This is a genomic window from Streptomyces sp. NPDC019890 (genome assembly GCF_044903445.1).
Taxonomy (GTDB): Bacteria; Actinomycetota; Actinomycetes; order Streptomycetales; family Streptomycetaceae; genus Streptomyces.
Genome location: NZ_JBJDQK010000005.1, coordinates 22,155 through 44,523 on the forward strand (window position 1 = coordinate 22,155; position 22,369 = coordinate 44,523).

18 protein-coding genes, 4 tRNA genes, 1 other RNA gene and 1 pseudogene are annotated in these 22,369 nt (G+C 70.4%); 11 read left to right on the plus strand and 13 right to left on the minus strand.

Annotation, left to right across the window (positions count from 1 at the left end; translation table 11 throughout):
* Positions 1 to 19: 19 nt before the first annotated feature.
* Positions 20 to 1,537, minus strand: a complete 1,518-nt coding sequence (purF, locus tag ACI2LP_RS15035) for an amidophosphoribosyltransferase (RefSeq protein WP_404724965.1) — start codon at positions 1,535 to 1,537, stop codon at positions 20 to 22.
* Between the two features lie 128 nt (positions 1,538 to 1,665).
* On the opposite strand from purF, the gene ACI2LP_RS15040 reads away from it, so the two are divergent.
* A complete protein-coding gene (locus ACI2LP_RS15040; protein ID WP_404724966.1) occupies positions 1,666 to 1,812 on the plus strand; it encodes a putative leader peptide in 147 nt (48 codons plus the stop codon).
* Between the two features lie 126 nt (positions 1,813 to 1,938).
* On the opposite strand, the gene ACI2LP_RS15045 is transcribed toward ACI2LP_RS15040, so the two are convergent.
* From ACI2LP_RS15045 to purS, 6 genes and pseudogenes are all read right to left on the minus strand, one after another.
* Positions 1,939 to 2,754 (minus strand): META domain-containing protein, encoded by an 816-nt coding sequence (locus tag ACI2LP_RS15045; RefSeq protein ID WP_404724967.1) that lies wholly within the window; start codon positions 2,752 to 2,754, stop codon positions 1,939 to 1,941.
* Positions 2,755 to 2,798: 44 nt separating this feature from the next.
* A complete protein-coding gene (locus ACI2LP_RS15050; protein WP_404724968.1) occupies positions 2,799 to 3,590 on the minus strand; it encodes a sterol carrier family protein in 792 nt (263 codons plus the stop codon).
* An 82-nt stretch (positions 3,591 to 3,672) separates the two neighbouring features.
* Positions 3,673 to 3,843, minus strand: a pseudogene (locus ACI2LP_RS15055) (M23 family peptidase); the annotation flags it as partial.
* Between the two features lie 509 nt (positions 3,844 to 4,352).
* On the minus strand, positions 4,353 to 6,602 hold the full coding sequence (gene purL, locus ACI2LP_RS15060) for a phosphoribosylformylglycinamidine synthase subunit PurL (RefSeq protein ID WP_404724969.1): 2,250 nt from the start codon (positions 6,600 to 6,602) through the stop codon (positions 4,353 to 4,355).
* Between the two features lie 121 nt (positions 6,603 to 6,723).
* Positions 6,724 to 7,404 carry a phosphoribosylformylglycinamidine synthase subunit PurQ gene (purQ, locus tag ACI2LP_RS15065; RefSeq protein WP_404724970.1) on the minus strand — a complete coding sequence of 227 codons (681 nt, stop codon included), beginning with the start codon at positions 7,402 to 7,404 and terminating at the stop codon, positions 6,724 to 6,726.
* Positions 7,401 to 7,646 (minus strand): phosphoribosylformylglycinamidine synthase subunit PurS, encoded by a 246-nt coding sequence (gene purS, locus ACI2LP_RS15070; RefSeq protein ID WP_078076409.1) that lies wholly within the window; start codon positions 7,644 to 7,646, stop codon positions 7,401 to 7,403. Before purS ends, purQ begins: the two co-directional genes overlap by 4 nt.
* 314 nt (positions 7,647 to 7,960) lie before the next feature.
* Here purS and ACI2LP_RS15075 point away from each other — a divergent pair, with 314 nt between their 5' ends.
* The 8 genes from ACI2LP_RS15075 (at position 7,961) to ACI2LP_RS15110 (ending at position 12,446) form a co-directional block, all read left to right on the plus strand.
* Positions 7,961 to 8,296, plus strand: coding sequence for an Lsr2 family protein (locus ACI2LP_RS15075; protein ID WP_404724971.1), 336 nt, complete (start codon positions 7,961 to 7,963; stop codon positions 8,294 to 8,296).
* A 100-nt stretch (positions 8,297 to 8,396) separates the two neighbouring features.
* A tRNA-Gly gene (locus ACI2LP_RS15080) sits at positions 8,397 to 8,468 on the plus strand.
* A 79-nt stretch (positions 8,469 to 8,547) separates the two neighbouring features.
* Positions 8,548 to 8,620 (plus strand) — tRNA-Gly (locus tag ACI2LP_RS15085).
* 132 nt (positions 8,621 to 8,752) lie between these two features.
* Positions 8,753 to 9,706, plus strand: a complete 954-nt coding sequence (locus ACI2LP_RS15090; protein WP_404724972.1) for an ABC transporter ATP-binding protein — start codon at positions 8,753 to 8,755, stop codon at positions 9,704 to 9,706.
* A 1-nt stretch (position 9,707) separates the two neighbouring features.
* A complete protein-coding gene (locus ACI2LP_RS15095; protein ID WP_404724973.1) occupies positions 9,708 to 10,472 on the plus strand; it encodes an ABC transporter permease in 765 nt (254 codons plus the stop codon).
* A gap of 20 nt (positions 10,473 to 10,492) precedes the next feature.
* Positions 10,493 to 11,746, plus strand: coding sequence for a sensor histidine kinase (locus tag ACI2LP_RS15100; protein ID WP_404724974.1), 1,254 nt, complete (start codon positions 10,493 to 10,495; stop codon positions 11,744 to 11,746).
* Positions 11,743 to 12,351 carry a response regulator gene (locus ACI2LP_RS15105; RefSeq protein ID WP_404724975.1) on the plus strand — a complete coding sequence of 203 codons (609 nt, stop codon included), beginning with the start codon at positions 11,743 to 11,745 and terminating at the stop codon, positions 12,349 to 12,351. Before ACI2LP_RS15100 ends, ACI2LP_RS15105 begins: the two co-directional genes overlap by 4 nt.
* A 22-nt stretch (positions 12,352 to 12,373) precedes the next feature.
* Positions 12,374 to 12,446: transfer RNA gene (locus ACI2LP_RS15110), tRNA-Gly, on the plus strand.
* Between the two features lie 71 nt (positions 12,447 to 12,517).
* On the opposite strand, the gene ACI2LP_RS15115 is transcribed toward ACI2LP_RS15110, so the two are convergent.
* From ACI2LP_RS15115 to ffs, 6 genes are all read right to left on the minus strand, one after another.
* Positions 12,518 to 13,417, minus strand: a complete 900-nt coding sequence (locus tag ACI2LP_RS15115; RefSeq protein ID WP_404724976.1) for a phosphoribosylaminoimidazolesuccinocarboxamide synthase — start codon at positions 13,415 to 13,417, stop codon at positions 12,518 to 12,520.
* Positions 13,418 to 13,551: 134 nt separating this feature from the next.
* Positions 13,552 to 15,009: a N,N-dimethylformamidase beta subunit family domain-containing protein gene (locus tag ACI2LP_RS15120; RefSeq protein WP_404724977.1), complete on the minus strand. Its 1,458-nt coding sequence runs from the start codon at positions 15,007 to 15,009 to the stop codon at positions 13,552 to 13,554.
* A gap of 225 nt (positions 15,010 to 15,234) precedes the next feature.
* Positions 15,235 to 16,869: a hypothetical protein gene (locus ACI2LP_RS15125; RefSeq protein ID WP_404724978.1), complete on the minus strand. Its 1,635-nt coding sequence runs from the start codon at positions 16,867 to 16,869 to the stop codon at positions 15,235 to 15,237.
* A gap of 212 nt (positions 16,870 to 17,081) precedes the next feature.
* Entirely contained in the window at positions 17,082 to 18,332 is a 1,251-nt protein-coding gene (gene purD, locus ACI2LP_RS15130) for a phosphoribosylamine--glycine ligase (protein WP_404724979.1), read from the minus strand.
* 60 nt (positions 18,333 to 18,392) lie between these two features.
* The gene (locus ACI2LP_RS15135) at positions 18,393 to 20,606 is read right to left on the minus strand and encodes a DNA polymerase III subunit gamma and tau (RefSeq protein WP_404724980.1); all 2,214 of its coding nucleotides are present in this window, start codon (positions 20,604 to 20,606) and stop codon (positions 18,393 to 18,395) included.
* A gap of 119 nt (positions 20,607 to 20,725) precedes the next feature.
* Positions 20,726 to 20,824: signal recognition particle sRNA small type (gene ffs, locus ACI2LP_RS15140), an RNA gene on the minus strand.
* A 72-nt stretch (positions 20,825 to 20,896) separates the two neighbouring features.
* Here ffs and ACI2LP_RS15145 point away from each other — a divergent pair.
* Together ACI2LP_RS15145 and ACI2LP_RS15150 are read left to right on the plus strand one after the other, a co-directional pair.
* Positions 20,897 to 20,984 (plus strand) — tRNA-Ser (locus ACI2LP_RS15145).
* A gap of 240 nt (positions 20,985 to 21,224) precedes the next feature.
* Complete coding sequence (locus ACI2LP_RS15150) at positions 21,225 to 22,313, plus strand: DUF1152 domain-containing protein (RefSeq protein ID WP_404724981.1); 1,089 nt, start codon at positions 21,225 to 21,227, stop codon at positions 22,311 to 22,313.
* The last annotated feature ends 56 nt before the right edge of the window (positions 22,314 to 22,369 follow it).

Consider the following 22,369-nt stretch of genomic DNA (forward strand, 5'->3'; position numbering starts at 1 on the left):
CGTGTCGTACTGCAGGGGACTACGGGCGACGGAGCGCGTCGGCGGCGTCGGTGCCGCCCGCCAGCTCGGTCTCCAGGAGCTGCTTGCCGAGCAGCTCGGGGTCGGGAAGCTCCATCGGGTACTCGCCGTCGAAGCAGGCGCGGCAGAGGTTCGGCTTGTCGATCGTGGTCGCCTCGATCATGCCGTCGAGCGAGATGTACGAGAGCGAGTCCGCGCCCAGCGACGCGCCGATCTCTTCGATCGTCATGCCGTTCGCGATCAGTTCGGCGCGGGTCGCGAAATCTATGCCGAAGAAGCAGGGCCACTTGACCGGCGGGGACGAGATCCGGATGTGGACCTCGGCGGCGCCCGCCTCGCGGAGCATCTTGACCAGGGCGCGCTGGGTGTTGCCGCGGACGATCGAGTCGTCCACGACAACCAGGCGCTTGCCCCGGATGACTTCCTTGAGGGGGTTCAGCTTGAGGCGGATGCCGAGCTGGCGGATCGTCTGGGACGGCTGGATGAAGGTGCGGCCGACGTAGGCGTTCTTCACCAGACCGGAGCCGTAGGGGATTCCACTCGCCTCGGCGTAGCCGATGGCGGCGGGGGTGCCGGACTCCGGCGTCGCTATCACCAGATCGGCCTCGACCGGGGCTTCCTTGGCGAGCCTGCGGCCCATCTCCACGCGGGAGAGGTAGACGTTCCGGCCCGCGATGTCGGTGTCCGGGCGCGCCAGATAGACGTACTCGAAGACACAGCCCTTGGGCTTCGCTTCTGCGAAGCGGGAGGTGCGGATGCCGTTCTCGTCGATGGCGATGAGCTCACCCGGCTCGATCTCGCGGACATAGCTGGCGCCGCAGATGTCGAGGGCGGCGGACTCGCTCGCGACGACCCAGCCGCGCTCGAGGCGGCCGAGCACCAGAGGGCGGATGCCCTGCGGGTCGCGGGCGGCGTACAGGGTGCCCTCGTCCATGAAGACCAGGGAGAACGCGCCCTTGACGTCCGGGAGCACCCTGGCGGCGGCCGCTTCAATGGTCAGCGGCTTGCCGTCGTCGTCGACCTGGCCCGCGAGGAGGGCGGTGACGAGATCGGTGTCGTTGGTGGCGGCGACCTGGGTGGCCCGGCCGTTCTCCTTGGGGAGTTCCGCGACCATCTCGGCGAGCTGGGCGGTGTTGACCAGGTTTCCGTTGTGGCCGAGCGCGATCGAGCCGTGGGCGGTGGCCCGGAACGTCGGCTGAGCGTTCTCCCACACGGAGGCGCCCGTGGTCGAGTAGCGGGCGTGACCGACCGCGATATGGCCCTTGAGGGAGCCGAGGGAGGTCTCGTCGAAGACCTGCGAGACCAGGCCCATGTCCTTGAAGACGAGGATCTGGGAGCCGTTGCTCACCGCGATTCCCGCGGACTCCTGTCCTCGATGTTGGAGGGCGTAGAGCCCGAAGTAAGTGAGCTTCGCGACCTCTTCACCCGGAGCCCAGACACCGAAGACGCCGCAAGCGTCCTGGGGGCCTTTCTCACCGGGGAGCAGGTCGTGGTTGAGTCGTCCGTCACCACGTGGCACGGCACCGAGTGTAGGCGAGATCGACCACTGGTCCGAATTGGGGATCCGGACGGGGCTCGCGCGGGGGCGGCCGGAGTCGGCCTTCGCCCGTGCGTCGGGGCCAGTTGGGGGTTCATTCGGGCGTCCGCATGGCGGGACGATCGTTGGCAGGTACGCGGCGTTTCGGACCGGCGTCTGGCCCATGCAACCTTCTTGGTGACCGGACGGTCACGCTGGTGGAGCGCCGGCACGTTGACCTGGTCCGTGTCGCGAGCGCGAGCTGTCGCTGCGTGTAGTTGCTTGCTGACGCGGGTTCGGGGGCCCTTTCGATTCCGGTTCCGTGGTCCGGTCTGTCCATAGGGCAGCCGGTCCGCCCCGTGTTGCGCATTTCACACTGCCGCTCCCCTTTGGAGCGTGGCGATTCAGGTGTGGAGAGCCGGCGCCGTCGCCGACAGTCCATTGCCGTTCGCCGCGGTGAGGGTCAGGCTCCGGTGCTGCAGCTTGTACGTCACATCGCCCTTGAGGACCTTCAGCAGGTGGCTCTCCAGCAGCTGCGCCGTGCCCGCGCACATCATCCGGGTGGTGGCGAGGCGGCCGAAGGTGATCGTGGAGCCGGAGATCTTGACGGTGCCGGTGAAGTTGTTGCAGCCGAGGTTGCCGCGTACGGAACCGTCCTTGCCGAAGGTCAGGTGCGCGTTCTTTTCCGTGCCGGCGGGCAGCGAGGACGCGGTGTCGCCGGTGACAACGGAGTTCACGGACCACTTGGTGCCGACCAGCGGGGCCGACGCCTCGCGGGTGAGGGCGATCGAGTTGCCCTTCTCGGTGGTCAGCGTGAGCCGGCCGTCGGCGATCTTCGCCTTGAGCTTGCCGGAGAAGGCGGACCGCAGCGCGTCCTCGAAGCCCATGACGCGCTTGTCACAGGCCATCTCGGTCATCACGGCGTCGCCCACGGTGATCGTGTCGCCGTTGACCGTGACATCGGCGCCGAAACTGTTGCAGCCGTAGCTGCCCTCGGCGCGGCCCTTGGAGGTGATCTCGACATGCGCGCCGGCCGGGGCCGCAGACTTCCTGCCGTCGACGGTCACGCTGTCGACGGTCCAGTGGACGCCGGTGAGAGGCAGGTCGGTCCTGACCGAAGCGCCTCCGTCGCCGCCGGCACCGGAACCCGATTCCGTGCCGCAGGCGGCGAGTGCGAGGAGAGCCAGGGCGGTGACGGGAATGCTCAGCTGCTTTCGCATACCCCTGGGACGGGGCTGCTGGGGCTCCGGTTCCCCGCCGGGGTTCAGCCGAGAATCGGCAGCAGCCCCGACAGGTCCGCCCGCTCCCCGCTCGCGCTGACCTTCGCCGCGTCCAGTTCCTCGGCCCATCGAGTACGCCCGGTGGCGAGCCGGATCCAGGTCAGCGGGTCGGTCTCCACGACATTGGGCGGGGTGCCGCGGGTGTGCCGCGGGCCCTCGACGCACTGCACGACGGCGAACGGCGGCACCCGTACCTCCGTGGAGGCCCCCGGCGCCTTCGCCGCGAGCGCGTCGGCGAGCAGACGGGTGCACGCGGCGAGCGCCTGCCGGTCGTACGGGATGCCGAGCCCGGTCGCGGCGTTCAAGTCATCAGTGTGGACGATGAGTTCGACGGTACGGGTGACGAGGTAGTCGCCCAACCGCATCGCTCCGACACGGGTGGTGAGCAGCCGTTCGTCGGAGGCCTGGGGCAGAATTTCGGCGAGCCGGGCGGCGGTTCGCGCGTACAGTTCCTCCGGCTCGGCGCCTGCCGCGATCTCCTTGGTGTCGTCGGAGATGCCCCCGGCGTGCGCGGCGGTCGCGAACGGCCAGTCCAGCAGCTCGACTTCCCGCTTCGCGGGCGTCGGCTGCTCAAGACTCCGGCTGACCGCGCCGACCGCCATGGCGATGTGCCCGGCCAGATCGCGCACGGTCCAGTCCCCGAGCCGGGTGGGCAGGGCGAGCTGCTCGGGCGGGAGGGTGCCGACCGCCTGGTGTACCTGCCCGAACTGAGTGAGGACGGCGGCACGGATCTTCGCGGAGTCGTAGCTGCGGGTGCGCTTCTTCGCAGGTGGCATGCGAGGAGACTAACGGCCGGTCAGGACCGGATGGCTCAGTCGCCGAACCTGTTCTCCACCGGGGCTCCCGAGTCCGCAGAGGTCAGGGAGCCGGCTGTCGCTCGACGGTGAACGCCTCGCCGGCCGGCGGCACTCCGATCCCGCGCCACCTGAAGGGCATGCCCCGGGCCGAGTCCAGGTCCGGGCCGTCCATCAGCTGGAAGTGCACATGCGGCTCGGTGGAATTGCCGGAATTGCCGCAGCGGGCCATCTCCACTTGACCCTCCCCGGTCCGGGAAGGCCGACCACATAGCCGGGCTTGTCGGCCCACACCGTGACGGTCTTGACGAACTTGCGGTTCCGGATCTCCTGTGCGCCGGTTCGGCAGGGCGCCCCCTGGGTCTTCGACCGCTTCTGGGACTGTGCTGCCGCCGCGTTGGCGACCGTGTCGGCGGACCGGGTACGCGGTTCGGCTCCGCGGAAGGCGTCAGTGGTGGCGGCGATGCCGCCGGCCAGCAGGCCGGTGACGACAGCGGCTATTGCCAGGGGGCGGGGCCGCCACGAACTCTGCCCGGTCCGTGCCCGCCTGCGGTTGCGGCGACCCGTTGTCCACCGTCGTTCCCCCCGCTGCTCTGTCAGTGCTCATTCACTTCGGGCAGCTTGGATACCGACGCCGGTCGAGGAGGCTCGGTTCGGCCGGACAGGGCCCACGGCCGCGATCTCGGCTCAAAGCACTGCGTCCCACGGCCGGGTGGCAGCGGGACGCAGCAGAGCAGTGGGGCGTCAGACCAGCAGACCGGGGATGGTCTCCTCGTGAGCCGTGCGCAGTTCGCTCAGCGCGATGCTGAACTCGCCCTGCACATCCACCTCGTCACCGTCCACGACACCGATACGGGTGACGGGCAGACCCCGCGCCCCGCACATGTCGTTGAAGCGGAGCTCCTCGCTGCGCGGCACCGAGACGACCGCGCGCCCCGCCGACTCGCTGAACAGGAAGGTGAAGGCGTCCAGACCGTCCGGCACGACCAGCCGGGCGCCCGTGCCGCCGCGCAGGCAGGACTCGACGACCGCCTGGATCAGACCGCCGTCCGACAGGTCGTGCGCCGCGTCGATCATGCCGTCGCGGGACGCCGAGATCAGGATCTCGCCGAGCAGCTTCTCGCGGTCCAGGTCCACGGCCGGCGGCAGTCCGCCGAGGTGGTCGTGGATCACCTGGGACCAGGCCGAACCGCCGAACTCCTCACGCGTGTCGCCGAGGAGGTAGAGCAGTTGCCCTTCCTCGCGGAAGGCGATCGGCGTACGGCGGTTGACGTCGTCGATCACACCGAGGACGGCCACCACGGGCGTCGGGTGGATCGCGACCTCACCGGTCTGGTTGTAGAGCGAGACATTGCCACCGGTGACCGGCGTGCCGAGCTGCAGACAGCCGTCCGCGAGACCGCGCGTGGCCTCCGCGAACTGCCACATCACGGCCGGGTCCTCGGGCGAGCCGAAGTTCAGGCAGTCCGAGATGGCGAGCGGCCTGGCGCCGGATGCGGCGACATTGCGGTACGCCTCCGCCAGCGCGAGCTGCGCGCCCGTGTACGGGTCGAGCTTCGCGTACCGGCCGTTGCCGTCGGTCGCCATGGCCACGCCCAGGTTCGACTCCTCGTCGATCCGGACCATGCCCGCGTCCTCGGGCTGGGCGAGCACGGTGTTGCCCTGCACGAAACGGTCGTACTGGTCGGTGATCCACGCCTTCGACGCCTGGTTCGGCGATGCGACCAGCTTCAGGACCTGCTCGCGCAGTTCCTCGGAAGTCGCGGGCCGCGGCAGCTTGTTCGCGTCGTCGGCCTGGAGCGCGTCCTGCCACTCCGGGCGGGCGTACGGACGCTGGTACGTCGGGCCCTCGTGGGCCACCGAACGCGGCGGCACATCCACGATCTGCTCGCCGTGCCAGAAGATCTCCAGGCGCTCGCCCTCGGTCACCTCACCGATGACGGTGGCGATGACGTCCCACTTCTCGCAGATCTCCATGAACCGGTCGACCTTGTCCGGCTCGACGATCGCGCACATGCGCTCCTGCGACTCGCTCATGAGGATCTCCTCGGGCGAGAGGGTCGCATCACGCAGCGGGACGGTGTCGAGCTCGACGCGCATACCGCCGGAACCGGCGGAGGCCAGCTCGGAGGTCGCGCAGGACAGACCCGCGCCACCGAGGTCCTGGATGCCCGCGACCAGCTTCTCCTTGAAGATCTCGAGCGTGCACTCGATGAGGAGCTTCTCCTGGAAGGGGTCACCGACCTGGACGGCGGGACGCTTGGCCGGGCCGGTGCTCTCGAAGGTCTCCGAGGCAAGGATGGAGACACCGCCGATGCCGTCGCCGCCCGTGCGGGCGCCGTACAGAATGACCTTGTTGCCGGGGCCCGACGCCTGCGCGAGGTGGATGTCCTCGTGCTTCATCACGCCGATGCAGCCCGCGTTGACCAGCGGGTTGCCCTGGTAGCACTCGTCGAAGACGACCTCGCCGCCGATGTTCGGCAGGCCGAGGCAGTTGCCGTAGCCGCCGATGCCCGCGACGACGCCCGGCAGAACGCGCTTGGTGTCGGGGTGGTCGGCGGCGCCGAAGCGCAGCGGGTCGACGACCGCGACCGGACGGGCACCCATGGCGAGGATGTCGCGGACGATGCCGCCGACGCCGGTGGCCGCGCCCTGGTAGGGCTCGATGTAGCTCGGGTGGTTGTGCGACTCGACCTTGAAGGTGACCGCGTAACCCTGGCCGACGTCGACGACGCCCGCGTTCTCACCGATACCGACGAGCATGGCGTCGTTTTCGGGAACCTTCTCGCCGAACTGCTTCAGATGGACCTTGCTGCTCTTGTACGAGCAGTGCTCGGACCACATGACGGAGTACATGGCGAGCTCGGCGCCGGTGGGACGGCGGCCGAGGATCTCGCGGATGCGCTCGTACTCGTCCTGCTTGAGGCCGAGTTCCTTCCAGGGCTGCTCGACGTCCGGGGTTCCGGCCGCGTGCTTGACCGTATCCAGGCTCATGCTGCGGCCCTTTCGTTCTCCCCCAGAGCTGACGCCTGGGTGGTGCCCCCATCTCCGCCCGCGCGGTGCAGAGGTGCGGCTTGCTTCTTCGTCTGCAGCCCGGCGGCCACGCGTGCGTCGCTCACAGGGAGACCAGCTTCTTGAGGATCGAGGTGAAGAAACCGAGACCGTCGGTGCGGCCGGTGCCGATCAGAGGCTCGACGGCGTGCTCCGGATGCGGCATCAGACCGACGACATTGCCGGCGGCGTTGGTGATGCCCGCGATGTCACGGAGCGAGCCGTTCGGATTGCCGTCGAGATAGCGGAAGGCGACCCGGCCCTCGGCCTCGAGCTCGTCGAGGACGCGCTCGGCGGCGACATAACGGCCGTCGATGTTCTTGAGCGGTACGGAGATCTCCTGGCCCTTGTCGTAATCGACGGTCCAGGCGGTCGATGCGTTCTCCACCCGCAGCTTCTGGTCACGGCAGATGAAGTGGAGGTGGTTGTTGCGGAGCATTGCGCCCGGCAGCAGATGCGACTCGGTGAGGATCTGGAAGCCGTTGCAGATGCCGAGAACCGGCAGTCCCGCCCTGGCCTGGTCGATGATCGTCTCCATCACCGGCGAGAACCGGGAGATGGCTCCGGCGCGCAGATAGTCGCCGTAGGAGAAACCTCCGGCGAGGACCACGGCGTCGACCTGCTTGATGTCCTTGTCGCGGTGCCAGAGCGAAACAGGCTCCGCACCGGCGAGGCGGACGGCGCGCAGGCTGTCCTTGTCGTCGAGCGTGCCGGGGAACGTGACGACTCCGATACGGGAAGTCACGACTCCACCTTTACGACGAAGTCCTCGATGACGGTGTTGGCGAGGAACGTTTCGGCCATCTCATGGATGCGGGCGAGGGCGGCTTCGTCGACCGGCCCCTCCACCTCCAGCTCGAAGCGCTTTCCCTGACGTACGTCCGCGATCCCGTCGAATCCGAGGCGGGGCAGTGCGCGCTGCACCGCCTGTCCCTGGGGGTCGAGGATCTCGGGCTTGAGCATGACGTCGACTACGACGCGTGCCACGGGCACTCCCGGTGGTGTGTTGCGAGGGCGGTTCCCTCAGCGTACCCGTCCGAAAAATCTACGCGAGTAGATATCAAGAGAACGTCCAGGGGAACGGAACGAGGAACACCCGGGGAAAATCCTGGGAAAAACCTCGCCCGCCATTGCGCCTGACACGCGCATGTAATTGGCTGGGCTTCACAATGCGTGCTCCGTCGCTGTACAAAGGAATACAGAGGAAAGCAGCATTGCCCCTCACCGGCCGGAAAGCCGGTATCACCGCATGTGGGAACCCGTGCCAGAACCGGTGATACCGCAGGAAAGGACCGATATCCGTGGCTCAGCGAGTAGTGGTCACGCTCTCCGACGACATCGACGGCGGAGAAGCGGCGGAAACGGTCGCGTTCGCGCTGGACGGGAAGTCGTACGAGATCGACCTCAATCCCTCCAATGCAAAGAAACTGCGCAAGGCCCTGGCTCCGTACGTGGCCGCGGGGCGAAAGCGGTCAAACGCCAAGAAGCGTGACAAGTCCCGCATCACCTACCGGCACACCTCGCTCGAGCCCGCCCCGGCGGCCGTGCGGGCCTGGGCGCAGTCCAACAAGATGGACGTGCCGGCCCGCGGCCGGATCCCCAAGGCGGTCTACGAGGCCTTCCGCGAAGCCAGTTGAGAGGTCCGGGCGCCATCGAGTTGCACTGCACCCCCGCTGATCGGCTAGAGTCTGAAGCACGCCGAGGAGCGAGGCCGCAAGGTCCGATCCCACGCAGCGTGCGGGTGTAGTTCAGTAGCAGAACATCCCCCTTCCAGGGGGAAGGCGCAGTGTGCAATTCCTGTCACCCGCTCTCATCGTTTTACCGGCCGCTGATGTGGATCAGGTAGAGTGGTGCACGCACCGCCCAGTGAGAGCTGAGCGGCAGCAATGCGGACGTGGCTCAGTTGGTAGAGCATCACCTTGCCAAGGTGAGGGTCGCGAGTTCGAATCTCGTCGTCCGCTCAGAGTGAAGGCCCCGGTCTAATCGACCGGGGCCTTCGTCGTTTCCCTGCGGCCGGGTCCGATGACATTTGTCATGGGCAGTGGTGACAGCGTGCACTGCCCGTTGCTCCCGCTCGGCGGAAGCCTTGAGCCATGACCACAGACCAGTACGTCATCGAGGCGGAGGGGCTGCGCCGGACCTACGCGGGCGGCTTCGAAGCTGTGACCGGAGTCTCCTTCTCCGTGGCGCGCGGCGAGATCTTCGCCCTGCTCGGGACCAACGGCGCGGGCAAGACCTCGACGGTCGAGCTGCTCGAAGGCCTCGCCGCCCCCGACGGCGGGACCGTGCGCGTCCTCGGCCACGACCCGTACCGCGAGCGCGCCGCCGTCCGGCCGCGCACAGGCGTGATGCTCCAGGAGGGCGGCTTCCCCTCCGACCTGACGGCCGCCGAGACCGCCCGCATGTGGGCGGGCTGCACCAGCGGGGCACGGCCCATCGGTGAGGCGCTGGAGCTGGTGGGGCTCGAACGGCGCGCCGGCGTGCGGGTCAAGCAGTTGTCGGGCGGCGAGCGGCGGCGGCTGGATCTGGCGCTGGCCCTGCTCGGGCGGCCGGAGGTGCTCTTTCTCGACGAGCCGACGACCGGTCTTGACGCGGAAGGGCGGCTCGACACCTGGGAACTGGTGCGGACGCTGCGGGAGGGCGGCACCACCGTGCTGCTGACGACGCACTACCTGGAGGAGGCCGAGTCGCTGGCCGACCGGCTGGCGATCATGCACCGGGGACGGATCGTGACCGCGGGGAGCCCGGCCGAGGTGACGGCCGCCCGGCCGTCACGCATCCGGTTCCTACTGCCCGAGGGGGTGGCTGCGGGACGGCTGCCGCTCTCGCTGCGAGCCGCCGCGGACGGCCGGCGGATCGAGATCCGTACGCACCAGTTGCAGCAGGCGCTCGAAGAACTGCTGCGGTGGGCGCGGGAGTCGGACGTGCGGCTCGAAGAGCTGGATGCCCGCACCGCCTCGCTCGAAGAGGCCTTCCTCGACATCGCGCGGGGCGCGGCGCAGGACACCGCGCAGGGCATCGCGAAGACAGAAACGGCAGGTGTGTGACATGACCGCGACGGCCGGACGGCTGACCGCTCTCGGGCGGGCCGAACTGACTCTTCTGCTGCGGAACCGGACCGCACTCGCCGTGGCGCTGGTGATGCCCGTGGCAACGGTCGCGGTGATCAAGTCATCACTGGACCAGATCGATCCCGACAAGGCCGGGATGAGCCTCGCGGAGGCGGCGATGACGGGCGGGATCGGGATCGTGCTGATCCTCGTCGTCCATCTCAACCTCGTCTCGGCGTATGTGGCGCGGCGCGAGGAGCTGGTTCTCAAGCGGCTGCGTACGGGGGAGGTGCCGGACCGCGAGATCCTCGCCGGGACGGCGCTGCCCGCTGCCGGTCTCGCGCTCGCGCAGTGCGTGCTGATCGTGGTGACTGGCGTCGCCTTCCTGGGTGTGGGGGCGCCGAAGCGGCCCGAACTGCTGGTCCTGGGTGTGCTGCTGGGGATCGTGCTGCTGGCCGCGCTGGCGGCCGCCACGTCCGCGGTGACCCGGACCGTGGAGAGCGCTCAGCTCACCTCGCTGCCGATGCTCTTGATCTCCTATGCCGGCTCCGGCCTGTTCATACCGCTGGAAGTGATGCCGCAGGACCTTGTGTCCGCGTGCAAGCTGCTGCCGGTGACCGGGGTGATGACGCTCGTACGGGCCGGCTGGCTGGGCGGTGCCGACGCCCATGACGTGGTCGGGGCCGCGGTGACGGCTCTGGCCTGGACCGCACTCTCGGTGTTTGCTGTGCAGCGGTGGTTCCGCTGGGAGCCCCGCCGCTGACTTCGGGAGTTTCTGTGCGAGTGAAGGGCTGGAGCGGCCGCAGCGGACTGGCGAAGGTGGACCTTTATACGCGCGGCACGGTCTATCTGATCCCGTGGGCGGGGGTCCTCGGGCTGACCTTGCTGCTGCAGGCTCGGCCGGTCCACGAGGACGGGCAGCTGATGCTGATCTTGAGCGCCTCGCTGCTCGCCGTCGCGGAGGGGGTGCTCTGCGGACGGCTGGCCCGGCACGCGATGGATGCCTATCTGGGGCAGGGGCAGGTGCCCCGGAGCCTGGTCTCGCGGGCGGCGGCGGTGACGGCCGCGACGACGGCCGCCGTGGTGGCGCTGGCGTCGACGGTCGATCTGACAGGGCTGCTGCCGACGATGCTGGCGGCGGGGCTGGCGCCGTTCCTGACCGTCCACTGTCTGCTCGTACGCAACCGGACCACGGCTCTGATCCAACTCGCGGTGCTGGCCGTGGTGGGCGGGCTGGTTGCGCTGACCGGCCGGACCGCCGCTGAGGCGCTGTTCGCCGTAGTGACGACCGGCTTCGTGACCGCCTGGATGGCGTTCACGGCCCGGGCGTCCATGTGGGTACTGGCGGTGATGTGGGAGCTGCGCGAGGCGCGCGACGTACAGGCGCGGCTCGCCGTCGCCGAGGAACGGCTGCGCTTCGGCCGCGATCTGCACGACGTACTGGGCCGGAACCTCGCCGTCATCGCGCTCAAGAGCGAGCTGGCGGTGCAGCTGGCCCGGCGCGCGCGGCCTGAGGCTGTCGACCAGATGACAGAGGTCCAGCGCATCGCCCAGGAGTCGCACCGAGAGGTACGGGACGTGGTGCGCGGCTACCGCGAGGCGGACCTGCGGGTGGAAGTGGAGGGCGCGCGGGGCGTGTTGGCGGCGGCCGGGATCGCCTGCACCGTCGAGTGGGGGGAGGCGGAACTGCCCGGCGCTGTCCAGTCGGCGCTGGGCTGGGTGGTCCGGGAGGCCACGACGAACGTGCTGCGGCACGGGGACGCGCGGCGCTGCACGATCTCGGTGCGCACCGCGGACGACACCGTCGTCCTGGTCGTCGAGAACAACGGGGTGACCGAGGCGGGATCGAGTGACGCCCCGGGCTCGGGGCTCGCGGGCCTGCGGGAGCGGCTGTCCGCAGTGGGCGGCACGCTGGAGGCCGGACCGTGTCGGGGCGGACTCTTCCGGCTGACGGCCCGCGTTCCCCTCGATGACGGCAGAAACGACGGGGGCGACGGGGACGACCTGGTCGGGGATGACATGAAGGAGGCGGTGTGACCGTACGCGTACTGCTCGCCGACGACGAGCATCTGATCAGGGGCGCCCTGGCCGCCCTGCTCTCGCTCGAAGACGATCTCGTGGTGGTCGCCGAGGCTGCCACGGGCGGTGAGGCCCTGGCCATGGCTCGGACGCACCGGCCCGATGTCGCGGTCCTCGACCTTCAGATGCCAGGGCCGGACGGTGTGAGTGTGGCCACATCCCTGCGGTCCGAACTGCCCGAGTGCCGGACGATGATCGTGACCGGTCATGGGCGGCCCGGACACCTCAAAAGGGCGCTGGCTGCGGGTGTGCGGGGGTTTGTCCCCAAGACCGTGAGCGCCCAGCGGCTGGCGGAGATCATCCGTACGGTGCACGCCGGAAACCGTTATGTGGACCCGGAGTTGGCGGCCGACGCGATCTCGGCGGGGGACTCGCCGCTGACCGGCAGGGAGGCGGAGGTGCTGGAGCTGGCGGCGGACGGGGCACCCGTCGCGGAGATCGCCGAGCGGGCCTCGCTGTCGCAGGGGACCGTACGGAACTACCTGTCGTCGGCCGCCTCCAAGCTGGGCGCCGAGAACCGGCACACGGCGGTACGTCTCGCTCGGGAGCGAGGTTGGGTATAGTGGTCTCCGCGCAACGGCGCATGCGGACGTAGCTCAGTTGGTAGAGCGCAACCTTGCCAAGGTTGAGGTCGCCAGTTCGAACCTGGTCGTCCGCTCAGCTTGAAGGCCCCGGTCCTTTCGACCGGGGCCTTCTTCGTTGTCTGCCGGTCGTGTCTGCCGGTCGTGTCTACGACCAGCTCAGGCCGGTCAGCAGCTCGTACGCCTCGATGTACTTCGCGCGGGTCGCCTCGACGGTCTCCTGCGGGAGGGCCGGCGGCGGCTGCTCGCTCTTGCGGTCCCAGCCGGAGGCGGGCGAGGTCAGCCAGTCGCGGACGTACTGCTTGTCGTACGAAGGCTGGGGGCGGCCCGGCCGCCAGGAGGCGGCGGGCCAGAAGCGGGACGAGTCCGGGGTCAGCACCTCGTCGGCGATCACAAGGTCATCGCCGTCGAAGCCGAACTCGAACTTGGTGTCCGCGAGGATGATGCCGCGATCGCGTGCGATGTCGCGGGCCCTGCTGTAGACGGCGAGGGTCGCCTGGCGCAGCTGGGCGGCGGTCTCGGCACCGGCCTGGTGGGCGACTTCCTCGTACGAGACGTTCTCGTCGTGGTCGCCGACTGCCGCCTTGGTGGCGGGCGTGAAGATCGGGGCCGGGAGCTCGGAGCCGTCGGAGAGGCCCTCCGGCAGCGCGAGCCCGCAGACCGTGCGGGACTCGTTGTACTCGACGAGTCCCGAGCCGGTGAGATAGCCGCGGGCGACGCACTCGACCGGGACCATGCGCAGGGACTTGCAGACGAGGGTGCGGCCCGCCCAGTCGGCTGGAGCGCCGGCGGGCAGATCTGAGCTCAGGACGTGGTTTGGGACGAGGTCCTCGAGGCGCTCGAACCACCAGAGCGAGAGCTGGGTGAGAACCCGTCCCTTGTCGGGGATCTCGGTGGGCAGCACCCAGTCGTAGGCGGAGATGCGGTCGCTGGCGACCATCACGAGGTCGCCCGCCTCGTTCTGGTACAGATCGCGCACCTTGCCGGTGTGCAGATGTACCAGGCCCGGGACCTGAAGCGGTTCGGGCTTTTCGACGAATCCGGACACGGTTCCTCCCCGTGGTTTTGTGCAATGGCTCCGATTCTCCCGTACGACGGGAGCGGGGGCCTGGTCAGGGGTGGCTGACCGGTCCTGATCGGTCCCGATCGCGTCCTCGTCGCGTCCCGTCGCTTCCTCGCGCCCTAGTCGCGTTTGCAGATGCGGTCGAGGAGATTGGCCGTCGCCCGCTGGACGCGGGTGTCGACATGGCCGGGCCGGTCCAGCGCCGGGGACCAGGCAAAGGTGCCGGACGCGAAGACAAGGGCACCGGAGGGTGCGCGGTACAGGGACGTCTCCTGGTGGCGTACGACGCCTTCGCCGTCCCGGTACGGCGAGTGGGCAAGCAGGATCCGGCTCTGGTGCTCCGGGAGCGAGGTGCGCGGGAAGTACCGGTCGGCCTCGCCGGCGACCAGGCCGGGAAGCTCGTCGCCGTCGCCTGCGCCGGTCGCCTCCCAGAGCCAGTGGTCCGCGTTCCGTACGACCAGGGGATACGGCTCGGGGACCCGGCCCGCGTACTGGATGCCCAGCATCTGCTGCTCGGCCCGGTCGATCTCGCGCCAGAGGGCGGCCTTCCCCGGGCCGCGGCGCTTGCGACAGCTGAGGAGGCGGTGGAGGACGCCGGAGGGGGACGGAGCGAGCTCGACCTGCCAGTACATGGTGTTGGCGGAGAGGAAGACGAGCGAGGTGCCGCGGTCGCGGGCGCGCTCGACGGTGCGGCGCATGGGGGCCGACCAGTACTCGTCGTGGCCGGGGAAGACCAGACCGCGGTAGCGGGCGGGGTCGATGCGGCCGGCGTGGAGGTCGCGGGTGTCGGCGTAGGCGATGTCGTAGCCGTAGCGCTCGGCCCAGCGGATGAAGTCGTAGGCGTGGCCGACGTGGAGAGGCAGGCCCGCGCCGGCGTACGGGCGGTCGAACGACACCGTGACGGCGGCGTCCTCCTCGCCGAGGAGACAGCCCTGTTCGTCCCAGGCGTGGTAGAGGCTGGCGCCGGTACGGCCGTCCTCCGGGTAGAGGTTGTACGCCTGCCAGGTGATGTCGGGGAGCAGCAGGAGCAGGTCGGCCGGGTGGTCGTCGCGGACGGTGAAGGGGATGTGGGACCGGTAGCCGTCGGCGGTGGTGAGCACGGCGACGTAGGCGCCGACCGACCAGTACGAGGGGATCTGAAGCCGCCAGGAGAGCCACCAGTGGTGGCAGGAGACGGTGCGGTTGGCGGTGAGCGGGGGCGGCTGCACGATGCCGGAGAGGCGGGGGCTGGTGGTGATCTTGGCCGCGCCGTCGCCCGCGTAGTGCCCGATGCGGTAGACGTCGACGGAGAACTGCTGGGGCGGGTCGACGGTGATGTGGAAGTCGATCGCCCCCCCGGGGGCGGCGGCACCGGTGGACGCGAAGCCCTTGATCTGGCGGTGTACGTCATCGGCGGTGCGGGGGCCGCGGACGCTGTTGCCGCGGTCTGGGTCCGCGTACCAGGGGACGACGTGGCCGGTGTCGTCGAAGTAGTTCTCGCTGCCCCGGAGCCAGGGCAGGGGGCCCTGGCCGAAGGGATCCGTCACGGCGTGTGCGAGGGCGCCCGATTCCCATCGCCGGATCTGTTCCGCCCCCATGCTGCGCCCTCCCTCGATGTGCCCTGGGACAACTGTGATGCGCCGACTGTTCAGCGTCGGTCTCCAGCACATCACATAACGCACGCACTCCGTCACCCTTCGTCGCGGATTGACGGGAACGGAACGGGGGCCGGGGGTGCGGGTCGCCGCGGTCGGGCTCCCCCGACCCGCTCCGCGGGCACGCTTCCACGCCGCTCCGCGGCTGGAATCGTGTTGTGGGCAGGCTCAGACCAGGCGGACCGGCTTTTCTGCGCGGATGCCCAGTTTTGTGAGCCAGGTGCGGAGAGGGGACACGTCGCCGTCCTCCGTGAGGCTCAGGACAGCGGCCGCAAGGTCCCCGCGTCGTTCGCCGTGGATCAGGAGGGCCGGGCCGTCGAGCCAGTCGAGGCCGGGGGCCGCGCCGGCCGTGTCGATCGCCGCACAGCAGACCATCGCGGTGACATGGTCCGCGAGCAGTTCGCGCCCGGAGCGGGGCGGCTGCAGAGGGAAGAGGGGGAGCGGGTCCGCGCCCCAGCCGTTCAGGGCGTCGCCCGGGCTCTTGGGGAGCGGCGGGATCGCCGCCTCCTCACGGGCAACCTCCGCGCTGATCCCGGCCGCCAGCGTCTCGCCGACGTCCTCGCCGCGGCCGGACAGGTGGTCCATCACCCGCGCGAGCGTCGGACCGTCCGGGCCGGTCGACGGTGGCACGCCCATCTCGTCCAGCACCCGGTGGAGGCGCGCCGCTTCCGTACGCCACTTACGGTCGACGACCTCTTCCGGGTACTGCTGCCAGCCCACCGGGGACCAGTCGGGACCTGCCTCGGCGGGTCCGCCGTGGAAAAGGCGCGCGGCCAGCAGCGACGCGGCCTCGTCTATCGCGCCCGGCTCTTCGAGCAGGTCGCACGCGGGGCGCTCGCCCAGGCGGGAGGTGAAGCCCTCGGCCAGCCGGTCGCGGCGGGAGAGTTCGGTGAGGGCGGAGACGACGCCCGCGTCGAGCCGGGACGGCCAGCGGCCCATCCGCCAGGCGGGCAGTGCGACCCGGGTCAGCAGCCGGTCCCAGCCCGCGTAGGCCAGGCCGACCTGCTCCTGGGCGACGATCCGCAGGCCGTAATCCACAGCCTGTGCACGCTCGGACGCGGCGGCCGCGACCCCCCGCTCCATCTCGGCGGCGGGCGCCTGGCAGCTGCGCAGCAGCACCCGGCTGATCAGGCCGACGAAGCCGAGCGCCGGCCTGCCTATCGCCCCCCGCCCAGAACCCGCCGCGACCGCGACGGCCGCATCCAGGCCCCGTACGAAACGGCGTGCGGCGGCTATGTCCGGCTGCGCCGACGGCGCGGTCCCGGCGACGACCGGCGCCAGCACCGCCCGCAGCTCGGCGACCCGCATCCACCACAGGAACGGCGAGCCGATCACCAGCACGGGCGCCTCGGCGCCGCGGCGGCGTCGCCCGCCCCGTATCGCATGGGCCGGGTGCGTGCGATCCTCGAGCCAGCTGTCGCAGTCCGGGGTGAGGGCAAGCGCGGAGGGCGCGGGCACCTCGAGGCGCTCGGCCACGTCCCTGACCAGCCGGTACAGATCGGGGGCCGACTCCTCCGAGAGCTCGACGGTGGGACTCAGCGCCGGACTGGCCCGTACGATCACGGCTGCGACCGCAGCCGCGAGCACCAGCACCAGCACGGCGAAGAGCGTCACAATCCAGCGCGCGGTGTCCCAACTCCCGCCGCTCATATGCCCCGTGGTACCACCGGTGAGCAGCACGACGGCGACGGCCGCGGGCAGCAGCGCCACGGCCAGCGCCCTGCTGCGGACGCGCAGCACGGCGAGGGCCCGCGAGCGCGCGGCCTGCGCACCCAGCGACTCACCGAGACCGGTACCGGACACGGCTGGACCTCACCCCCTCTGCCCTGCGACGGTGTTGCTCACTCCCCCACTGTGGCACCCACCACTGACATCGCAATGCCGGTGGGCCAAGTGCCGGAACGCTTGCGCCGCACCCTAGTTGGGGCTTCGGCGGGCGTCATCCGGATGGCTCAGCCGTCACTCGATGGAATGGCTTTGGGTAAAGGTGATGACGGTAATCAGGCCCTAGGGGTTCACTCCCCGGCGGCCTCGCGTGCGATGTCCGTACGGTGCTGCGAACCGTCGAGCCGGATCCGGGCCACCGCCTTGTACGCCCTCTCGCGCGCCTGCGACAGGTCCTTCCCGGTCGCCGTGACCGAAAGCACCCGGCCGCCGGCGCTCACGACCGCCTCGCCGTCCCGCTTGGTCCCGGCGTGCAGCACGTACGCATGGGGCGCATCCTGCTCCGCGACGTCGTTCAGGCCGTCGATCGGGTCGCCGGTGCGCGGGGTGTCCGGGTAGTTGTGCGAGGCGACGACCACGGTCACAGCGGCGTCATCCCGCCACCGCAGCGGCGGCAGCAGGTCGAGGGTGCCCTCCGCGGCGCTGAGCAGCACGCCCGCGAGCGGCGTCTGCAGGCGGGCCAGGACCACCTGGGTCTCCGGGTCGCCGAAGCGGGCGTTGAACTCGATGACACGTACACCGCGCGACGTGATCGCCAGACCCGCGTACAGCAGCCCCGAGAAGGGTGTGCCACGGCGGTGCAGCTCGTCGACGGTGGGCTGCAGGACGGTCGCCATGACCTCGTCGACCAGCTTCGGGTCGGCCCAGGGGAGCGGGGAGTACGCACCCATGCCGCCCGTGTTGGGGCCCGCGTCGCCGTCGAGCGCGCGCTTGAAGTCCTGGGCGGGGGTGAGCGGGACGACCGTCTCGCCGTCGGTGATGGCGAAGAGGGAGACCTCGGGGCCGTCGAGGTACTCCTCGATGACGACGCGATCGCAGGCCAGCGCGTGCTCGCGGGCGGCGACGAGGTCGTGGGTGACGACGACGCCCTTGCCGGCGGCGAGACCGTCGTCCTTGACGACGTACGGAGCGCCGAAGGCGTCGAGGGCTTCGTCGATCTCCTCGGGCGTCGTACAGACATAGCTGCGGGCCGTGGGCACTCCCGCCGCCGCCATCACCTCCTTGGCGAAGGCCTTGGAGCCCTCCAGCTCGGCCGCCTCGCGGGAGGGGCCGAAGCAGGGGATGCCCGCGGCCCGTACCGCGTCGGCGACACCGGCGACGAGCGGCGCCTCGGGGCCGACGACGACGAGCTCGGCCGCCAGCTCGGTGGCGAGCCGCGCCACGGCCGCGCCGTCCAGCGCGTCGACCGGGTGCAGCTGGGCGACCTCGCCGATGCCGGCGTTTCCGGGCGCACAGTGCAGCGCGGTGACGTCGGGGTCGAGGGAGAGAGAGCGGCACAGGGCGTGTTCGCGGGCGCCGCCGCCGATGACGAGGACCTTCACGGCAGTCAGCCTAACCGCCGGGAGCGGCTGCTCCTGTACGGGCCTCCGAGGCTCTCCCCTCTATTCGTTTGTGTATTCCTCCACGACCGTGGCGCCGAGCTCGCGCACGATGAGGTCGTGACCGGAGAGCGCGGAGTCGACGAGGTCGGGGTCGTCCTCCTCCGGCACGTCGTCCTCGGGGGCGACCGGTGGCGGAGTCTGTACGGGGGCGGCGCGCGGCGGCTCGGGGGCGGAGGACCGCGGGGCGGGGGCCGACCGGGGAGCTGACGGGGCCGGTCCGGGGGCGGGGGTCGCGGAAGCTGCGGGCCCGGGGGCGGGAGCATGGTTCTGTGCGGCCTGGGCCTGCGGGGCGGGGGCCTGTGAGCCCCGTCCGCCGCCGTAGCCGCCGCCTCCGCCCAAGCCGCCGCCTCCGCCGGACGGGGGCTGGGCGCCACCGCCGGGGCCGCCCGCGCCGCCCGACGGGTCGATGATCGCCTCGACCTTCCACTGCACGTTGAACTGCTCGGCAAGCGCCTGCTTCAGCACCTCCTCGCTACCGCTGCTCGCGAAGTTGTCCCGGGCACCGGCGTTGATGAAGCCGAGCTGGAGAGTGGTGCCGTCGAAGCCCGCCACCTGCGCGTTCTGGCTGAGCAGGATCCAGGTGAAGCGACGGCGGTTCTTCACGGCCTCCAGGATGTCCGGCCACATGTTCCGTACCTGTCCGGCGCCCTGGACCATGGCTGCGCCCTGCGCGGCGGGGGCGGGGGCGGCCGGGGTGGGCGCGGGTGCCGCAGGCGCGGCGGGCGCGGGGCCCTGTCCCGGGGCCGACGCCGTGGGCCAGCCGCCGGGACGCCGCCCGGCCGTCTCAGCGGCGGGTGCGGCGGGTCCGGCCGCGGCGGGCCAGGCTCCGGGACGCTGGCCGGCCGACTGCGGCTGCTCGGCCGGGTCGGCGGCAGGCGCGGGCACGGGCGCGGGAGTGGTGGGCGCGGCCTGAGGCGCCCCGGCCGCCGCACGCGCCGCGGCCGGACCTCCGCCCTGCGGCACGTTCGCCGCGGGCGGCGGCACCGGAGCGTGGGCCCCCGCCTCCGGCCCCGGTACGTACCCCATCGCCGGCGCGGAACCTCCGGTCGAGAACGTCGCCCCCCGCTCCAGCCGGTCCAGCCGTGCCTGCACCGAGCGCTCGTCGTCGAACGCGGCGGGCAGCAGCACCCGCGCGCAGATCAGCTCCAGCTGCAGCCGCGGCGAGGTGGCGCCACGCATCTCCGTAAGTCCCGTATTGACCAGATCCGCGGCGCGGCTCAGCTCGGCGGCACCGAAGACGGAGGCCTGCGCCTGCATCCGCTCGACCACGTCGGCGGGCGCGTCGATGAGCCCCGTCTTCCCCGCGTCCGGCACGGCGGCCAGGATCACCAGGTCCCGCAGCCGCTCCAGCAGATCGGCGACGAAGCGCCTCGGGTCGTTGCCGCCTTCGATGACGGTGTTCACGACCTGGAAGGCCGCGGCCCCGTCGCCCGCCGCGAAGGCGTCCACGATCGAGTCGAGCAACGACCCGTCCGTGTACCCGAGGAGGGCGGTCGCCATGGTGTACGTCACGCCCTCCTCGGTCGCACCCGCGAGCAGCTGGTCCATGACGGACATGGAGTCACGCACGGACCCCGCGCCCGCCCGTACGACGAGGGGCAGCACGCCGTCGGCAACCGGGATGTTCTCCTTGCCGCACACCTCGCCCAGGTAGTCGCGGAGCGTCCCCGGGGGCACCAGCCGGAACGGGTAGTGGTGCGTACGCGACCGGATCGTGCCGATGACCTTCTCCGGCTCGGTGGTCGCAAAGATGAACTTGAGGTGCTCCGGCGGCTCCTCGACCACCTTCAGCAGAGCGTTGAAGCCCTGCGGGGTGACCATGTGCGCCTCGTCGATGATGTAGATCTTGTACCGGCTGCTCGCCGGCCCGAAGAACGCCTTCTCCCGAAGATCACGCGCATCGTCCACACCACCGTGTGAAGCGGCGTCGATCTCGATGACATCGATCGACCCCGGCCCGTTCCTTGCGAGGTCGCGGCAGGACTGGCACTCGCCGCAGGGCGTGGGCGTGGGTCCCTGCTCACAGTTCAGACAGCGGGCGAGGATGCGCGCGCTGGTCGTCTTGCCACAGCCGCGCGGACCGCTGAACAGGTACGCGTGATTGACCCGGTTGTTCCGCAGGGCCTGCTGCAGCGGGTCAGTGACATGCTCCTGCCCGATGACCTCGGCGAAGGACTCGGGGCGATAGCGGCGGTACAGCGCAAGGGACGACACGCCTACGAGGTTATCGGGGCCCACTGACAAGCGTCGCCGCCCGCCGATGCCCACGACGGCCCGGCCCTGCCCGGCCTGCCCGGCGGCGCCCGCTCGCCCCGGCGCCCACAGCGCCCATGAACGCAAGCGCCCCCCACGCACCCGCCAGAGCCGACCTACCCTTGCTGCCTTCCGGCCCTGGGGGAGTTCAGTCAGATAGCGCCACGTGAGGGGCTCCGCACAGGGTACCTGATGGCAGGGGGTGGGAACGAGTTCGCTAGCACTCCTCAACGTCTTGTATTGTTTGCGGCGGAGGATTCGCCTAGTGGCCTAGGGCGCACGCTTGGAAAGCGTGTTGGGGGCAACCCCTCACGAGTTCGAATCTCGTATCCTCCGCCATTGCTCTCACCGGGCAATACGTTGAAGGGCCCCACCGTTCGCGGTGGGGCCCTTCGGCGTTGGCAGTCTCTTTCCGTCTCAATTCCCGTCTTCCGTCTCAGTTCCCGTTCCAGTTGGGACCACGGTCGCAGCTGTGTGACGGGCGTCACAGGAAGCAGTCGGTGCCTGCCGACCGGAACTCGACGACACTGACCGGCTGGGCCGGGACCGGCCGGGCCGGTTGCCCGTACGCTGACGCAGGTGACGCGCTTGATCGTGGCAGCAGGTGGAGGAGGCGACGCGGTCGCCGCTGCAATGCTCGACGCCGCCCTGTACGGCAACGAGAGACCGGCCGTGATCCTCACCTACGCGTGGGACCGCCTCCTGATCGACCCCGTGCCCGGTCCAAGGGGCCCGGCCAACTTCACCGGACTGCGCCCGCTCACCAGAAGCGTCCAAGCCGTACCCGCCGACGCGAGGCCGGTAGCACCCGCCGGTTCGACACTCCCCCGGCTCGCCGCCGAGCTGCCGCACACCTTCGTACTGATCGACCCGCACCACGGTGCCGAAGGCATCACCCGCCAGCTCGAAGAACTCATCCAGCAGCTGGCTCCCGAGTCGATCGACCTCCTGGACGTCGGGGGCGACATCCTGGCGCGGGGCGACGAACCCACCCTCCGCAGCCCGCTCGCCGACGCCCTCACCCTCGCGGCGTGCTGCCAAGTCAACGCCCGCGTACGGCTCTTGGTCGCCGGCCCCGGACTCGACGGCGAACTGCCCGCCGACGACCTACGAGACCGCATGGGCCCACCCGTTCTGATGCTCACTGCTGAGCACGTCGAGCCGGTCGGCTCGGTCCTGGAATGGCACCCCTCCGAAGCCACGGCCATGCTCGCGGCGACAGCCCGAGGAGTCCGCGGCCTGTGCGTAGTCCGGGACGCGGGGTTGCCAGTACCCCTCACCGACGAGGGGCCCACCGTCCATGAAGCCGACCTGGACGACGCCCTCAACCGCAACGAGCTCGCCCGAGCCCTCCTCGTCACGGAAACTCTCGACGAGGCCGAGCAGCGCAGCCGCGAAATCTGCGGCCACTCCGAGATCGACTACGAACGCGACAAGGCCAGTCGGCTCGGCAGCCGGCCTGAACGGAAGCTCGACCCCGATGCCGCACTCCGCCAACTCGACGAATTCGAGGCCGAGGCCCGCGACCGCGGCATCACCCACACAACGTTCCGCCGCATCACCGAGGCCCTCGGCCTGGGCGGCAAGCAGCGCCAGGACTTGAGAGCCCTCCTGCTCAGCAGCCGACCGGAGCAGTACCAAGCCCCTCTCTGGCACATCTCGTCCTGACAGAGCGCCCGGCCGGCACCGCATGGCGCTGCGGCCGGGCCTACCGCCCGGCCGCA

Excerpts from the sequence above, each read along its gene's own strand:
- ACI2LP_RS15040 (WP_404724966.1), top strand. The coding sequence starts at position 1,666 with ATGGCGGGACGATCGTTGGCAGGTACGCGGCGTTTCGGACCGGCGTCT.
- ACI2LP_RS15045 (WP_404724967.1), bottom strand. The coding sequence starts at position 2,754 with ATGCGAAAGCAGCTGAGCATTCCCGTCACCGCCCTGGCTCTCCTCGCA.
- ACI2LP_RS15050 (WP_404724968.1), bottom strand. The coding sequence starts at position 3,590 with ATGCCACCTGCGAAGAAGCGCACCCGCAGCTACGACTCCGCGAAGATC.
- purL (WP_404724969.1), bottom strand. The coding sequence starts at position 6,602 with ATGAGCCTGGATACGGTCAAGCACGCGGCCGGAACCCCGGACGTCGAG.
- ACI2LP_RS15090 (WP_404724972.1), top strand. The coding sequence starts at position 8,753 with ATGACCACAGACCAGTACGTCATCGAGGCGGAGGGGCTGCGCCGGACC.
- ACI2LP_RS15095 (WP_404724973.1), top strand. The coding sequence starts at position 9,708 with ATGACCGCGACGGCCGGACGGCTGACCGCTCTCGGGCGGGCCGAACTG.
- ACI2LP_RS15120 (WP_404724977.1), bottom strand. The coding sequence starts at position 15,009 with ATGGGGGCGGAACAGATCCGGCGATGGGAATCGGGCGCCCTCGCACAC.